16 protein-coding genes are annotated in these 14067 nt (G+C 63.9%); 13 read left to right on the top strand and 3 right to left on the bottom strand.

The window, feature by feature from the left end:
• Positions 1–348: 348 nt before the first annotated feature.
• The gene (pbpG, locus tag OKW29_RS28235; protein WP_429293408.1) at positions 349–1539 is read left to right on the top strand and encodes a D-alanyl-D-alanine endopeptidase; all 1191 of its coding nucleotides are present in this window, start codon (positions 349–351) and stop codon (positions 1537–1539) included.
• A gap of 143 nt (positions 1540–1682) precedes the next feature.
• On the opposite strand, the gene OKW29_RS28230 is transcribed toward pbpG, so the two are convergent.
• Entirely contained in the window at positions 1683–2513 is an 831-nt protein-coding gene (locus OKW29_RS28230) for an IclR family transcriptional regulator (RefSeq protein ID WP_090800805.1), read from the bottom strand.
• 179 nt (positions 2514–2692) lie between these two features.
• Between OKW29_RS28230 and OKW29_RS28225 the strand changes: the two genes are divergently transcribed.
• Complete coding sequence (locus OKW29_RS28225; RefSeq protein WP_429293407.1) at positions 2693–3415, top strand: (Fe-S)-binding protein; 723 nt, start codon at positions 2693–2695, stop codon at positions 3413–3415.
• Between the two features lie 111 nt (positions 3416–3526).
• The gene (locus OKW29_RS28220) at positions 3527–4942 is read left to right on the top strand and encodes a lactate utilization protein B (RefSeq protein ID WP_429293406.1); all 1416 of its coding nucleotides are present in this window, start codon (positions 3527–3529) and stop codon (positions 4940–4942) included.
• A gap of 95 nt (positions 4943–5037) precedes the next feature.
• On the opposite strand, the gene OKW29_RS28215 is transcribed toward OKW29_RS28220, so the two are convergent.
• The gene (locus OKW29_RS28215; RefSeq protein ID WP_429293405.1) at positions 5038–5565 is read right to left on the bottom strand and encodes a hypothetical protein; all 528 of its coding nucleotides are present in this window, start codon (positions 5563–5565) and stop codon (positions 5038–5040) included.
• A 263-nt stretch (positions 5566–5828) separates the two neighbouring features.
• Here OKW29_RS28215 and OKW29_RS28210 point away from each other — a divergent pair, with 263 nt between their 5' ends.
• The 10 genes from OKW29_RS28210 to iscX all read left to right on the top strand — a co-directional run bounded on the left by OKW29_RS28210 (position 5829) and on the right by iscX (position 13052).
• The gene (locus OKW29_RS28210) at positions 5829–6068 is read left to right on the top strand and encodes a hypothetical protein (RefSeq protein WP_184067533.1); all 240 of its coding nucleotides are present in this window, start codon (positions 5829–5831) and stop codon (positions 6066–6068) included.
• Between the two features lie 152 nt (positions 6069–6220).
• Positions 6221–6718, top strand: coding sequence for a low molecular weight protein-tyrosine-phosphatase (locus tag OKW29_RS28205; RefSeq protein ID WP_429293404.1), 498 nt, complete (start codon positions 6221–6223; stop codon positions 6716–6718).
• Positions 6719–6882: 164 nt separating this feature from the next.
• Positions 6883–7413: a Fe-S cluster assembly transcriptional regulator IscR gene (gene iscR, locus OKW29_RS28200; RefSeq protein ID WP_429293403.1), complete on the top strand. Its 531-nt coding sequence runs from the start codon at positions 6883–6885 to the stop codon at positions 7411–7413.
• Positions 7414–7496: 83 nt separating this feature from the next.
• Positions 7497–8720, top strand: coding sequence for an IscS subfamily cysteine desulfurase (locus tag OKW29_RS28195; protein ID WP_429293402.1), 1224 nt, complete (start codon positions 7497–7499; stop codon positions 8718–8720).
• A gap of 72 nt (positions 8721–8792) precedes the next feature.
• Positions 8793–9206: a Fe-S cluster assembly scaffold IscU gene (gene iscU, locus OKW29_RS28190; protein WP_184022374.1), complete on the top strand. Its 414-nt coding sequence runs from the start codon at positions 8793–8795 to the stop codon at positions 9204–9206.
• Between the two features lie 78 nt (positions 9207–9284).
• The gene (gene iscA / locus OKW29_RS28185) at positions 9285–9608 is read left to right on the top strand and encodes an iron-sulfur cluster assembly protein IscA (RefSeq protein ID WP_184022376.1); all 324 of its coding nucleotides are present in this window, start codon (positions 9285–9287) and stop codon (positions 9606–9608) included.
• Positions 9609–9745: 137 nt separating this feature from the next.
• A complete protein-coding gene (gene hscB / locus OKW29_RS28180; protein WP_429293401.1) occupies positions 9746–10273 on the top strand; it encodes a Fe-S protein assembly co-chaperone HscB in 528 nt (175 codons plus the stop codon).
• Positions 10274–10437: 164 nt separating this feature from the next.
• Positions 10438–12309, top strand: coding sequence for a Fe-S protein assembly chaperone HscA (gene hscA / locus OKW29_RS28175; RefSeq protein WP_429293400.1), 1872 nt, complete (start codon positions 10438–10440; stop codon positions 12307–12309).
• Positions 12310–12497: 188 nt separating this feature from the next.
• A complete protein-coding gene (gene fdx / locus OKW29_RS28170; RefSeq protein WP_429293399.1) occupies positions 12498–12839 on the top strand; it encodes an ISC system 2Fe-2S type ferredoxin in 342 nt (113 codons plus the stop codon).
• 15 nt (positions 12840–12854) lie between these two features.
• The gene (iscX, locus tag OKW29_RS28165; RefSeq protein ID WP_027198111.1) at positions 12855–13052 is read left to right on the top strand and encodes a Fe-S cluster assembly protein IscX; all 198 of its coding nucleotides are present in this window, start codon (positions 12855–12857) and stop codon (positions 13050–13052) included.
• 97 nt (positions 13053–13149) lie between these two features.
• Here the strand turns inward: iscX and OKW29_RS28160 are convergent, their stop codons facing one another.
• Positions 13150–13884, bottom strand: a complete 735-nt coding sequence (locus OKW29_RS28160) for a glycine zipper 2TM domain-containing protein (protein ID WP_429293398.1) — start codon at positions 13882–13884, stop codon at positions 13150–13152.
• Between the last annotated feature and the right edge of the window lie 183 nt (positions 13885–14067).

Genomic DNA, 14067 nt, shown 5'->3' with positions numbered 1-14067 from the left:
TTAGCGACTTTCGTCAGACACTTACTTAAAAAAGTCCGTCGCACGCTCGCAACGCCTTCATGGCGCGGCGCAGTAGTTTCGGCCTGTGCTCTGACAGTATTTCCCCGGATCAAGGTTGTCTCAAAATTGCCGTTATCCTGCAATGATCTGCTCGATTGGGCCGGGCGGCGATGGCGAGGCTTGCTCACGACGATCGTTTTTTTCGATCGAGGCGCGGCACTTATTCGTGTTTTCGCGATCGGAGCTGACAAGCCGGTTTAAGGAGCGCGTATAAGTGCTTCAAATTGCTAATTTTTCGTTGCTTTACTACACTTGCGGAAACCTCTCGCCGCTCCCTATCGAACACCCATGAAAACCGACATGTTTTCGTCGCTAAAAGTGCTCCACGGCGCGGCGCGCAGCACCGCTCTATCGGTGGCCGTCTCGCTGGCCGTCGCAGCGGCGTTCGCTACGCCTGTCAGCACTTTCGCAGCTACGTCTGCTGCATCCGCAAAAACTTCCAAACACGCTAACACTGCCAGGAAGCCTGCGCAGGCGGCCGCCACCGCAAAGGTGTCGAGCCATGCGGCGAAAGCCGGCAAGGGTGAGGCCGTGAAAGCCGCTGCGGCGGATGAAGATGCCCCGCACGCCGGCGTCAAACGCAAGCGCGTCACGTTCACGGCAAACGGCCGACACCGTTCGGTGATGCGACGCGTCGCGTACGAGCCGCGCCAGCCGAGCGTCGGCCAGGCGTTTGGTCTGCACGAGACGCCGGACGCGCTGATGCTGCGCTCGAGCGTCGCCTATGTGATCGACCAGAACAGCGGCGAGACGCTGTTCGACAAGAACTCGCGCGCGGTGGTACCGATCGCATCGATCAGCAAGCTGATGACGGCGATGGTGGTGCTCGATTCGAAAGAGCCGATGACCGATCAGATCGAAGTCACCGACGAAGACCGCGACTACGAGAAGAACACCGGTTCGCGTCTGTCGGTGGGCTCGGTGCTGTCGCGCGAGGACATGCTGCACATCGCACTGATGGCGTCGGAAAACCGCGCGGCGGCGGCGCTGTCGCGCTACTACCCGGGCGGCCGTCCGGCGTTCCTCGCGGCGATGAACGCGAAGGCGAGGCAGCTCGGCATGAACGACACGCACTTCGAGAACCCGACCGGTCTGACGAGCATGAACGTGTCGAGCGCGCGCGATCTCGTGAAGATGGTCAACGCGGCGTATCAGTACCCGTTGATCCGCAAGTTCTCGACCGATCACAGCTATGAGGTGTACACCGGCAAGCGCACGCTCGCGTACAACAGCACGAACGCGCTGGTGCGCAACCCGACGTGGGACATCGGTCTGCAGAAGACCGGCTTCATCAACGAAGCGGGCGAGTGTCTCGTGATGCAGGCGACCATCCACGGCCGGCCGATGATCCTGGTGCTGCTCGATTCGTCGGGCAAGTACTCGCGTTTCGCGGACGCGACGCGTCTGCGTACGTGGCTCGACAACGGCGGCGACCAGCCGCGTATCACGAGCGCCGATGCCGGCGGTCCGGGTACCTGAAGCCGCAACGCATACTCAGCCGGTGGTAGTCAGTCCGGCTGCAGCTGACGTGCAAAGAAAAAGCCTCGCGGATGCGAGGCTTTTTTCATGGCGCCGGCGGGAGGGCAAAGGGTGCAACGGCGGTTGGGCGGCCGCCCCCTTCACTAATGCTGGCCGTGCGAGCCATGTGAGCCGTGCCCGCCGTGCGCATGGTCCTGCTGTGGCTGCGGCCGGTAGCCGAGCGATTCCGAAATCATCAACGCGGTCTGGCTCAACTGCCCGAGCCATGAATCCTGCAAACGATCGGCCGGCGCCGACAGCGACAGTCCCGCGACCAGCTTGCCGGTATCGTCGTAGATGCCGGCGGCGATGCAGCGCACGCCCAGCTCCAGTTCCTCGTTGTCGCGCGCGCAGGCCTGCTGGCGCACATGCGACAGCTCGCGCTCGAGTTTCGCGAGATCGGTGATGCTGTTCTGCGTGTGGCCCGACAGACCGGTGCGTGTTGCGTAGGCACGCACGCGGGTGGCTTCGTCGGCCGCGAGGAACAGCTTGCCGACCGAGGTCAGATGAAGCGGGGCGCGCCCGCCGATCGCCCGCACCACCTGCATGCCCGAGCGCTCCGAATACGCGCGTTCGATATAGACGATTTCGTCGCCCTGACGCACCGACAGGTTCACGGTCTGCCCGGTCTCGCGGTGCAGCTCGCGCATCGGCGTGAGCGCCGCGTCGCGCACCGACAGGCGCGCCTTGACGAGATTGCCCAGTTCGAGCAGGCGCATGCCAAGACGGTAGGTGCCGGGGTCTGAACGGTCGACCAGCCGGCACATCACCATATCGTTCAGGATGCGGTGCGCGGTGGATGGATGCAGCTCCGTGCGGATGGCCAGTTCTTTCAGGCTGACCGGGTCGCTATGCGCCGCCAGTGCGTCGAGCAGGCGCATCATGCGTTCGATCACCTGGATCGAAGTTTTGGGATCCGGGTTCGTATCGCTCATATGAGAATCGGTGGATGCGTCAAACAGCGAAAAACTGATTGTATCTCGTATTGTGAAAAAAGCGAACGCTTCGAGGCGCGCTTCCAATCCGGCGCGGCGTGCTTCCTATGCCTTCCGGCCGTTGGTATTGCACCGGCAAACAGCGGATAATCAGGGACGTTTCCCCGCAAGGAGGGCTCATGCGAGTCGGATTGTTCATCACTTGCCTGATTGACCTGATGCGTCCCGAGATCGGTTTCTCCGTCATCAAGCTGATCGAAGGCGCCGGTTTCGAGGTCGTAGTGCCGCCCGCGCAAACCTGTTGCGGGCAACCTGCGTATAACTCGGGAGACCGCCGCCTCGCGCGCGACCTTGCCGAGAAAACGCTGCGCGAGTTCGAACAGTTCGACTATGTGGTGGTGCCGTCGGGCTCGTGCGGCGGCATGATCCGCGCGCACTACGGCGACCTGTTCCGCGACGATCCCGAACTGATGAACCGTTTCGGCCGCCTGCGCGGCAAGGTGTTCGAGCTGACGGATTTCCTCGTCAACGTCGCGAAGGTGCAGTTGCAACCGGGCGAGTTCGCGGGACAGGTGACTTATCACGACTCGTGTTCGGGCTTGCGCGAACTGGGCGTCAAGGAACAGCCGCGCGAACTGCTCGCGCAGGTCGGCGTCGCGGTCACCGAGATGAAAGGCTGCGAGCATTGCTGCGGCTTCGGCGGCACTTTCGCGGTCAAATACGGCGATATCTCGACCGCGATCGTCGACGAAAAGTGCGCGAACATCGCCGCGAGCGGCGCCGGTGCGGTGGTGCTCGGCGACCTGGGCTGCATATTGAATATCGAAGGGCGGCTGCGCCGCAACGGCGACTCGACAACGCGCGTGCTGCATATCGCACAGGTGCTGGCCGGCGACGTGTAATCCCCGCGCGGCGAACACCGCCATTGTTCGCGTCACGTTTATCTTGTCTGTCACGCATTGCGTCGGGCGCGAATGCGCCGCGCGTTTCAATCCGATCTCATCAGGGCCGCCATGCAAGTCCAATCGATGCAGTTCAAGGCTCGCGCCGGTCAGAAACTCGCCGACCAGCGCCTGCAGCAGAACCTGACCAAGCTGTCCACGAAGTTCGTGTCGGCGCGCGCGAGCGCGATGACCGCGATCGATTTCCCCGCGACGCGGGCCGCGCTCAAGGAGCGCCGTGATCGCGCGCTCGAGAATCTCGACGTGTGGCTCGAAACCTTCGAGCGCGAGGCGACCCGGCGCGGCGTGACGGTGCTGTTCGCGGAGACCACGCAGGAGGCCGCGCGGCTCGTCGGCGACATTGCGCGCAAGCACGACGTGAAGAAGGTGATCAAGACCAAGTCGATGGTCACCGAGGAAATGCGTCTGAACGAAGTGCTCGGGCAGATGGGCGTGCAGTCGATCGAAACCGACCTTGGCGAATACATCCTGCAGATCAACGACAACGAGCCGCCAAGCCACATCATCGCGCCGGTCGTTCACAAGGATAAGGACGAGATCGCCGACCTGTTCGCGAAGACGCACGGCCGGCCGCGGCTTACCGAGATTCCCGACATGACGCGTGAGGCGCGCGAGATGCTGCGGCCGCATTTTCTGAGCGCGGACATGGGCGTGACGGGCGGCAATTTCATCATCGCGGAAACGGGCTCGGTCGCGGTCGTGACCAACGAGGGCAACGAAGGTATGTGCACGGTGATGCCGCGCGTGCATGTCGCTGTCACCGGCATCGAGAAGGTGCTGCCGACGCTCGAGGATCTCGCGACGGCTATGCGCCTGCTGCCGCGTTCGGCAACCGGTCAGGCCACCTCGAACTATTTTTCGATGCTGACCGGGCCGCGTGGCGCGGGCGATCAGGATGGGCCCGAGCATATGTACGTGGTGCTCGTCGACGGTGGCCGCACAGGGCTGATCGGCGGCGACTTCCAGGAGATGCTTCGCTGCATCCGCTGCGGCGCGTGCATGAACCATTGCCCGGTGTATCAGAAGGTCGGCGGGCACGCATATGGCTGGGTCTATCCGGGGCCGATGGGGTCGGTGCTGACGCCGAGCTATGTCGGCATCGACAAGGCGCTCGACCTGCCGCAAGCGGCGACGTTATGCGGCGAATGCAATAGCGTGTGCCCGGTCGGTATCCCGCTGTCCGATCTGTTGCGCAAGCTGCGCGAAAAGCAGATGGAGCGACACCTGCGGCCGTGGACGGAGCGCGCCGGGTTGGCGCTGTGGGGCTGGCTCGCGCTGCATCCCGATGCCTATGCGCTCTTTACCAAACTCGCCGTGCGCGTGCTGGAGCGCATGGGTGGGCGCAATCGGTCGATCGCCAAACTGCCGCTCGGCGGCGCGGGCTGGACCGATACGCGCGACATGCCGGCGCCGGTGGGTCGTACGTTCCGCGAGTTGTATGCCGCGCAGCGTAGCCATATTGGCTGAGCGGGCGGCATTGGGATTGATTTGACGGCTGCGCGCTCGCGCAGCCGTCGAAATGGGCGAAGAAGCCGGCGGGATGCTTCAGCGCCGCTCCGTCTTCAATGTTCGGTCATCTGCCCCGGCTGACGCGCGGGCGCATTTCTCCCCAAATCGTTGCCTCGTCCACCGCCGTTGCCGGCTTGCGGCTGGCCCGGCGGCGGGCCGCCCGCGCCGGGGTGCGGGCCGCCATTGGCGCCACCAGGGCCGTGCGGACCGCCCGCTGCGCCCTGCGGCGGCGGGCCGCCGTGCGGTTGTCCAGGGCCGCCGCCATTGTTGCCATGACCGTTGCCGTGATCGCCGTGGTGCCAGTCGTTGTCGTTCGGATGACCGCGATCCGGATAGCCGCGATAGCCGGAGCCCGGCGCCGGGCCGTAGTAGCGTCCCGGACCGTAATCGCCGTAGCCCAGGTACACATTGGTTTGCGGCACGACCGCGGCACCCGGCGCGTATGCGGAAACGTCATAACCGTTGTAGCCGCTATAGGCGCCGTAGCCGTTGCCGTACATCGGCGTGCCGTCCGGATAGGCCGCGCAGCCGGCGAGCAGCGCGGCGGCCATCAGGCCAACGAGAGATGCAATGCGTTTCATTTTGTGGTGCAAAGAAATGTAAGGGTAAGAATAAGACCGTCATTGTCGCCGTCCGTCGCGGCGGCTTTGTATGCGTTTGTAAGCTTTACTTTTGTGTGCCAGCGATGCGCCAATGGTTCCCGAAAGAGGTCTCAATTGACTGTTTCGTATCAAGCAACGATCTATCTCGCGCGGGCGGGTTTTTCCCGATTGTGAATTTCTATAGCATTTCGTTAGGGCATAGTGCGTCATAAGCTCATGCGCCCCTAATTGAAAAACACATCATGAAAAAGACAATATCGGTGTACTGGCCCCTAGCCATCGTTGTACCGCTCGCGGTGCTCGCGTTTCTGCACGTCAACGGCCAAACCGCTTCGCGCGCTTCGCAGATGCCGCTCGACGCCAACCATCTGACCGCCGAACTCGCACGCGCGGTGTCGTACGGCATGATCGACACGGCGTCGGCATTGCCGGCCAAGCCGATGCGTGCCGCCACGGCGACGCCGCTCGCCGAGGCATCGTAAGCCGGCGCGGCGGACCGCGACGCTCCGAAGCCGCTGATCTTGCTGGCTGCGCCCCGCTCGGCGCGAATCTGTCGAGATTTGTATAATCGCGGCGCAGTCCGCTGACTGTCTGACGACCTCACGCGCGGCGTCTCGAGCGTCGAAAATCCCTGATGAAAACTGTGTCCATCTGTTTCGTTTGCCTCGGGAATATCTGCCGTTCACCGACGGCGGAGGGCGTGATGCGTCATCTGGTCGACGAGGTGAAGCTTGCGGACTGCATCCTGATCGATTCGGCCGGCACCGGCGATTGGCACATCGGCGCGGCGCCCGACGAACGTGCGCAACACGCGGCCCGCCAGCGCGGCTATGCGCTCGACGCGCTGCGCGGCCGCCAGATCACGGTCGCGGACTTCGAGCGCTTCGATCTGCTGATTGCCATGGACGACCGAAACGTCGCCGCGTTGCGTCAACTGTGCCCGCCCGCACAGCGCGACAAGATCCGTCTGCTGATGGAGTTCGTGCCTGAGTCGGATGGCCGCTGGAGCGGCGCGCGAGAGGTTGTCGATCCGTATTTCGGCGGCGCGGAAGGCTTCGAGTTGGTGCTCGATCAGTGCGAAGCAGCCTGCCGCGGGCTGATCGCCGCGCTGCGCCCGCAGTTGCTCGCGTAGGCATCGGGCGAAGAACGCAGACGCACCACACGGGTGGGGGGCGCGGCGTCGACGTATGGCGATCAATTAAGCGAATGACACAAAATTTACCACCCATACTTGACTAAATCGCTCATGTATTTATACTTGACCAAACTTGTCGAGAATTGCGGTTCCCACATCATATGAGACTCACCACGAAAGGCCGTTTCGCCGTCACGGCGATGATCGACTTGGCGCTGCGCCAGGAGCAGGGCCCGGTGACGCTTGCGGGTATCAGCCAGCGCCAACACATCTCCCTGTCGTATCTCGAGCAGCTGTTTGGCAAGCTGCGCCGTCATGAAATCGTCGAATCCGTGCGCGGACCGGGCGGTGGCTACAATCTCGCGCGCCGTGCCGAAGAGGTGACGGTGGCCGACATCATCATCGCGGTCGACGAACCGCTCGACGCCACCCAGTGCGGCGGTAAGGGCACATGCGAAGGCACCAAGCAGCACGACGGCCACTGCATGACGCATGAGCTGTGGTCCACGCTGAACCAGAAAATGGTCGAATACCTCGATTCGGTTTCGCTGAAGGATCTGGCGGATCAGCAGCGTTCGCGCGAAGGCACGCCGGCGGTGCTGCGCGACAGGCGCAACGACGCGCCGGCGGTCGAACCCGTGCGCGTGGCGCCCAAGGGTCCCAATTCCGTTTTCAACATGGCCGGTTCGTGAAGCGCGGCACGCAATAGAAAACCCTCGCCGCAGGCCCATATCGAACCCAGAAGCCAGAGCACTTGACGTCCCCGGAGCAATTGATGAATAACGACTCTCTCCATCTGCCTATCTACATGGACTACAGCGCCACGACGCCGATCGATCCGCGTGTGGTGGACAAGATGATCCCGTATCTGCGCGAGCAGTTCGGCAATCCCGCGTCGCGTAGTCACGCTTATGGCTGGACCGCCGAGCGCGCAGTCGAGGAAGCGCGCGAGCAGGTGGCCGCGCTCGTGAACGCCGATCCACGCGAGATCATCTGGACCTCGGGTGCGACGGAGTCGGACAACCTCGCTCTGAAAGGTGCCGCGCACTTCTACAAGAGCAAGGGCAAGCACATCATCACGGTGAAGACCGAGCACAAGGCGGTGCTGGACACCACCCGCGAGCTCGAGCGCGAAGGTTTCGAAGTCACCTATCTGGATGTCAAGGACGACGGTCTGATCGACCTCGACGCGTTCAAGGCGGCGCTGCGCCCGGACACGATTCTGGTGTCGGTGATGTCGGTCAACAACGAGATCGGCGTCATCCAGGACATCGAGGCGATTGGCGAGATCACGCGCGAGAAGGGCATCATTTTCCACGTCGACGCGGCGCAGGCCAGCGGCAAGATCCAGATCGATCTGCAGAAGCTGAAGGTCGACCTGATGTCGTTCTCGGCGCACAAGACCTACGGCCCGAAGGGCATCGGCGCGCTTTACGTGCGTCGCAAGCCGCGTATCCGTATCGAGGCGCAGATGCACGGCGGCGGTCACGAGCGCGGCATGCGTTCGGGCACGCTCGCCACGCACCAGATCGTCGGCATGGGTGAAGCGTTCCGTATCGCGCGTGAAGAGATGGCGACCGAAAACGAGCGCATCCGCATGCTGCGTGACCGGCTGCTGAAAGGCCTGTCGCAAATCGAGGAAGTGTATGTGAACGGCGACATGGAAAAGCGTGTGCCGCACAACCTGAACATCAGCTTCAATTTCGTCGAAGGCGAATCGCTGATCATGGCGGTGAAGGACGTCGCGGTGTCGTCGGGCTCGGCGTGCACATCGGCGTCGCTGGAGCCGTCGTACGTGCTGCGCGCGCTTGGCCGCAACGACGAACTCGCGCACAGCTCGATCCGCTTCACGGTGGGACGCTTCACGACCGAGCAGGAAATCGACTACGTGATCAACCTGCTGAAGTCGAAGATTTCCAAGCTGCGCGATCTGTCGCCGCTGTGGGAAATGCACAAGGACGGGATCGATCTGTCGACCATCCAGTGGGCCGCGCACTGACGCGCCGGCTGGACGAAGCGGACATCGAACGTTCATCGCATTGCAGGTTGAAACGAATCAAGGAGTGTAATCATGGCTTATAGCGACAAGGTCCTCGACCACTACGAAAACCCGCGCAACGTCGGTTCCTTCGCGAAGGACGACGACACGGTCGGTACCGGCATGGTCGGCGCGCCGGCCTGCGGCGACGTGATGAAGCTGCAGATCCGCGTCGGCGCGGACGGCATCATCGAAGACGCGAAGTTCAAGACCTACGGCTGCGGCTCGGCCATCGCATCGAGCTCGCTCGTCACCGAATGGGTGAAGGGCAAGACGCTCGACCAGGCGATGTCGATCAAGAACACGCAGATCGCCGAAGAACTGGCACTGCCGCCGGTGAAGATCCATTGCTCGATCCTCGCGGAAGACGCGATCAAGGCAGCGGTCGCCGACTACAAGCAGCGCCACGGCGAAGCAGCGGTTGTCGAAGACGGCAAGGCCGCCTGAGCAACAGGGTAAGAAAGAAGCAACCGGGGAGCGCGGCGCGAACACGCGCGCCGCGCACTCTGGCAACTGAGAAACGTTATGGCAATTACGTTGACCGAAAAGGCAGCACAGCACGTCCAGAGGTATCTGACCCGCCGCGGTAAGGGCATCGGGTTGCGCGTCGGCGTGCGCACCACCGGTTGCTCGGGCCTCGCCTACAAGCTCGAGTACGTGGACGAACTCGCGCCGGAAGACCAGGTGTTCGAGACGGGCGGCGTGAAGGTCGTCGTCGACCCGAAGAGTCTCGCGTATATCGACGGCACGGAGCTCGACTTCGCGCGCGAAGGGCTGAACGAAGGCTTCAGGTTCAACAACCCGAACGTGAAAGACGAATGCGGCTGCGGCGAGTCGTTCCGCGTCTAGATTCGTTACCTTCCGCGTGCGGCGGATAAAAGGCGGCGCGGGCCGCCTTTTTAGTTTGATCCGCGCTCCACTGAACCGGTCACGCCTGACAAGGCCCGACGTCTCCATACCAGTTTTCATCAACGGACTTTAATCCGATGGCCTCGCTGAACGACAGCCACTTCGATCTGTTTGGTCTGCCGGCGCAATTCGCGCTCGACGCGAGCACGCTCGATCACGCGTACCGCACCGTGCAGGCGCAGGTGCATCCGGATCGCTTCGCGGCGGCCGGCGATGCGCAAAAGCGCATCGCGATGCAGTGGGCGACGCGCGCGAACGAGGCCTATCAGACGCTGCGCGATCCGCTCAAGCGCGCGACCTACCTGCTGTCGTTGCGCGGCATCAATGTCGGCGCGGAGAACAACACGGCGATGGAGCCCGGGTTCCTGATGCAGCAGATGGAGTGGCGCGAGAACATCGAGGACGCGGCCGCGGCGAAGAACGTCGACGCGCTCGACGCGCTGCTCATCGAGTTGCGCGACGAGGAGCGTCGGCGCTTCGACAAGCTCGGCGCATCGCTCGATCACGGCGCGAATCAGGCGGCGGGCGAGGCGGTGCGGCAGCTGATGTTCATCGAGCGCGTCGCGTCGGAAATCGATGCCCAGATCGAGCGGCTCGAAGGCTAGCGCGGTTTCGCGCGACGCGCGCAAAAGCGCGGCGCGGGCAAGCAGCAACAGTAGGCAGCGACGTAGTAAGCGACAAACAAAAAACCAGAGCGGCCGCGAGCCGCGGCATCACCCCAGCAACGCGAACATTCAGGACGGGGCACAACGTCCCCGAGAAGATCCAGATGGCCTTACTGCAAATCTCCGAACCCGGCATGGCGCCGGCGCCTCACCAGCGGCGTCTGGCGGTCGGTATCGATCTCGGCACCACGAACTCCCTCGTCGCCGCCGTGCGCAGCGGCGTGCCTGATGTGCTGCCCGACGAAGACGGGCACGTGCTGCTGCCGTCGGTGGTGCGTTACCTGGAGCAGGGCGGCCGTCGCATCGGCCGCCGGGCGAAGGCCGAAGCCGCGACCGACCCGCGCAACACGATCGTGTCGGTCAAGCGCTTCATGGGCCGCGGCAAGGCCGAGGTGGAGGGCGCCGAAAACGCGCCGTACGACTTCGTCGATGCACCCGGCATGGTGCAGATCCGCACCGTCGACGGCGTGAAGAGCCCGGTCGAGGTATCGGCTGAAATTCTCGCGACGCTGCGCCAGCGCGCCGAAGACACGCTCGGCGACGAGCTCGTCGGCGCGGTAATCACGGTGCCCGCGTACTTCGACGAAGCGCAGCGCCAGGCGACCAAGGACGCCGCGCGCCTCGCGGGGCTGAACGTGCTGCGTCTGCTCAACGAACCGACCGCTGCGGCGATCGCCTACGGTCTCGACAACGGCGCGGAAGGTTTGTACGCGGTCTACGACCTCGGCGGCGGCACCTTCGACCTGTCGATCCTGAAGCTCACCAAGGGCGTTTTCGAAGTGCTCGCGGCGGGCGGCGATTCCGCGCTCGGCGGCGACGACTTCGACCATGCGCTATATCGCCATGTGCTCGAACAGGCCGGCATCGCGTCGCAGACGCTCGCGCCGCACGACGTGCGCCTGCTGCTCGATAGCGTGCGCGAGGCCAAGGAGGCGCTGTCGAGCGCGTCGCACACTACCCTCGAGCTCACGCTTGCCAACGGCACCGCGCTCGATCTGACGATCGACGAAGCCACTTTCGAGACCATCACGGCCGCGCTGGTGCAACGCACGCTGGGCCCGACAAAAAAGGCGCTGCGCGACGCGAAGGTCACCACGAAGGAAATCAAGGGCGTCGTGCTGGTCGGCGGCGCGACGCGTATGCCGGTGATCCGCCGCGCAGTCGAGGCGTTCTTCGGCCAGCCGCCGCTCGTCAATCTCGATCCGGATCAGGTCGTCGCACTCGGCGCCGCGATCCAGGCCGATCTGCTGGCCGGCAACCGCGGGGCGGAAGGCGACGAATGGCTACTGCTCGACGTGATTCCGCTGTCGCTCGGCGTCGAGACGATGGGTGGCCTCACCGAAAAGATCATTCCGCGCAACTCGACGATTCCAGTCGCGCGCGCGCAGGATTTCACGACCTTCAAGGACGGCCAGACCGCGATGGCGATTCACGTCGTCCAAGGCGAGCGCGAGCTCGTCAGCGATTGCCGTTCGCTCGCGCGCTTCGAGCTGCGGGGCATTCCGCCGATGGCCGCCGGCGCCGCGCGCATTCGCGTGACCTATCAGGTCGACGCCGACGGCCTGCTGTCGGTGTTTGCGCGCGAGCTGGCGTCGGGCGTGGAGGCATCGGTCGTCGTGAAGCCTTCGTATGGCCTCGCCGACGACGACATCGCGCGCATGCTCGAAGACAGCTTTTCGACGGCTGAAATCGACATGCGGGCGCGCGCTCTGCGCGAGGCGCAGGTCGAAGCGCAGCGTCTCGTCGAAGCGACCGACGCGGCGCTCGCCGCCGACGCCGAGTTGCTCGACGACAGCGAACGCGCCGAACTCGACGCGCTGCTCGCCGCGCTGCGCAACGTCGCGCCAGGCGAAGACGTCGGCACCATCGAAGCCGCGACGAAGGCGCTCGCCGAAGGCACCGACGAATTCGCCGCGCGCCGCATGAACAAGGGAATTCGCCGCGCGCTGTCGGGCCGCAAGCTCGACGAGATCTGAACGGGCGAGCGTAGCGACAGCAACGTGCACGCGACTTGCGCTCAGGCCACGCACGAACTGCGCCCCCCACGAACCACCGATCGCGCCCGCGCGGACTTAAAAAGTCCGCGTGGCGCCAGTAAAATTGTACGGAGCCTGCACGCGGCATTGCTGGCAGCCGCCGTGCCTCAGACCCAAACGGAAACTGTATGCCTCAAATCGTTTTGCTGCCTCACGTCGAACTGTGCCCGGAAGGCGCGGTGATCGACGCCGTTCCCGGCAAGAGTATCTGCGACAACCTGCTCGATAACGGTATCGAAATCGAGCATGCGTGCGAGAAGTCGTGCGCGTGCACGACGTGCCACGTAATCGTGCGTGAGGGTTTCGCCGCCTTGACGCCATCCGAGGAAGACGAGGACGATCTGTTGGACAAGGCATGGGGGCTGGAACCGGCTTCGCGCCTGTCGTGTCAGGCGGTCATGCCGGACGAGCAGGATCTGGTCGTCGAAATTCCGCGTTACTCGATCAATCACGCGAAGGAAAATCACTAACAGGAGGGTGCCGCCATGAAGTGGACCGATACGCAAGACATCGCGATGGCTCTGACGGACAAGCATCAGGACGTCGATCCACAGCAGGTGCGTTTCACCGACCTGCACCGCTGGGTGACCGAGCTCGAAGGCTTCGACGACGATCCGAACCGTTCGAGCGAAAAGATTCTCGAAGCGATTCAGGCGGCATGGATCGAAGACGCGGATTATTGAACGCGTGTTCGAACGGGTGCATTGAACTCCAAAGAAAAGGCGATTCCGATGGAATCGCCTTTTTTCATGGTGCGTCGACGAACGTTGGGCGCCGAGCTCAGTCGGCGACGAGGCCGCCGTTCTGAACGCGCACGCGCTCGCCGTCGCGGAACGGCGGCGGCTCGCTATAGGTGAAGTAGCGCGTCTTGCCGTCTTCCATGTGCACGCGCACCGAATACGACGTCGTGCTGCGCAGATGTTTTTCGACCGAGTTGCCGGCGAACCCGCCGCCCAGCGCGCCGAGCAGCGTCATCGCGGTACGCCCGCCGCCGGCGCCGAATTGATTACCGACGACGCCCCCGGCCACCGCACCGCCGACCGCGCCAATGCCGGTGCCATGTCCTTCATGCCGAACCGCCGAGATCGCGACGACGGTGCCGCAAGTCGAGCAATAAGCGGCATGCGGCGCCGGCTGCTGCGCATACTGCGGCGCCGCTTGCGGCTCGGGCTGTGGCGCATACTGCGGCGCGGCCTGTGCTTGCTGTTGCTGCGCGTATTGCTGCTGGGTCGGAGCGGCGGCAGGGGCGGCCGGCGCCGCTTGCTGATCCTGATCCTGCCGCTGTTGCGCAGATGGCTTGACCGGCGCGGCCGAATCGACGACGCCCGGCGCTTGTGTGCTGACCTGCGCGGCCTGCGTCTGATCGTTCTGTGCGCCGTTGCCCGACGCCTTCGGGAACACGCCGGTGATCGCCGCGGTAGCGACGAGACTCGCGACGAGCACCGCGCCGGCGGCCACCGCGATCAAGGGATGAAGACGACGTGGCTGCGTGGGTTGATGAGTAGGGTTGTCCATGTAGGGCCTCCGTTTCTGACAGAGCCGACTTCTTGTGAGACTGAGTGTCGGGCAATTCGATCCGGGCAGCGTTTCTATTTGTAACCGCTCAGGTGGCGCCCTCGGGCGTGGGTAGGCGCCCTTCACGCGGTGCGCTTTGGTGTCAACAAACTTCTAAGACCATTGAGTCCGCGGCGACTTGCG

The sequence above is a fragment of the Paraburkholderia sp. CI3 genome (genome assembly GCF_050436505.1).
GTDB classification, from domain to species: domain Bacteria; phylum Pseudomonadota; class Gammaproteobacteria; order Burkholderiales; family Burkholderiaceae; genus Paraburkholderia; species Paraburkholderia tuberum.
The sequence above is the reverse complement of the archived record's forward strand: the minus strand, read 5'-3'. Positions and strand labels throughout refer to the sequence as shown.

What these genes read in the sequence shown, in the direction of transcription:
- pbpG (WP_429293408.1), top strand. Translation starts at nt 349, where the DNA reads ATGAAAACCGACATGTTTTCGTCGCTAAAAGTGCTCCACGGCGCGGCG.
- OKW29_RS28230 (WP_090800805.1), bottom strand. Translation starts at nt 2,513, where the DNA reads ATGAGCGATACGAACCCGGATCCCAAAACTTCGATCCAGGTGATCGAA.
- OKW29_RS28225 (WP_429293407.1), top strand. Translation starts at nt 2,693, where the DNA reads ATGCGAGTCGGATTGTTCATCACTTGCCTGATTGACCTGATGCGTCCC.
- OKW29_RS28220 (WP_429293406.1), top strand. Translation starts at nt 3,527, where the DNA reads ATGCAAGTCCAATCGATGCAGTTCAAGGCTCGCGCCGGTCAGAAACTC.
- OKW29_RS28215 (WP_429293405.1), bottom strand. Translation starts at nt 5,565, where the DNA reads ATGAAACGCATTGCATCTCTCGTTGGCCTGATGGCCGCCGCGCTGCTC.
- OKW29_RS28210 (WP_184067533.1), top strand. Translation starts at nt 5,829, where the DNA reads ATGAAAAAGACAATATCGGTGTACTGGCCCCTAGCCATCGTTGTACCG.
- OKW29_RS28205 (WP_429293404.1), top strand. Translation starts at nt 6,221, where the DNA reads ATGAAAACTGTGTCCATCTGTTTCGTTTGCCTCGGGAATATCTGCCGT.
- iscR (WP_429293403.1), top strand. Translation starts at nt 6,883, where the DNA reads ATGAGACTCACCACGAAAGGCCGTTTCGCCGTCACGGCGATGATCGAC.
- OKW29_RS28195 (WP_429293402.1), top strand. Translation starts at nt 7,497, where the DNA reads ATGAATAACGACTCTCTCCATCTGCCTATCTACATGGACTACAGCGCC.
- iscU (WP_184022374.1), top strand. Translation starts at nt 8,793, where the DNA reads ATGGCTTATAGCGACAAGGTCCTCGACCACTACGAAAACCCGCGCAAC.
- iscA (WP_184022376.1), top strand. Translation starts at nt 9,285, where the DNA reads ATGGCAATTACGTTGACCGAAAAGGCAGCACAGCACGTCCAGAGGTAT.
- hscB (WP_429293401.1), top strand. Translation starts at nt 9,746, where the DNA reads ATGGCCTCGCTGAACGACAGCCACTTCGATCTGTTTGGTCTGCCGGCG.
- hscA (WP_429293400.1), top strand. Translation starts at nt 10,438, where the DNA reads ATGGCCTTACTGCAAATCTCCGAACCCGGCATGGCGCCGGCGCCTCAC.
- fdx (WP_429293399.1), top strand. Translation starts at nt 12,498, where the DNA reads ATGCCTCAAATCGTTTTGCTGCCTCACGTCGAACTGTGCCCGGAAGGC.
- iscX (WP_027198111.1), top strand. Translation starts at nt 12,855, where the DNA reads ATGAAGTGGACCGATACGCAAGACATCGCGATGGCTCTGACGGACAAG.
- OKW29_RS28160 (WP_429293398.1), bottom strand. Translation starts at nt 13,884, where the DNA reads ATGGACAACCCTACTCATCAACCCACGCAGCCACGTCGTCTTCATCCC.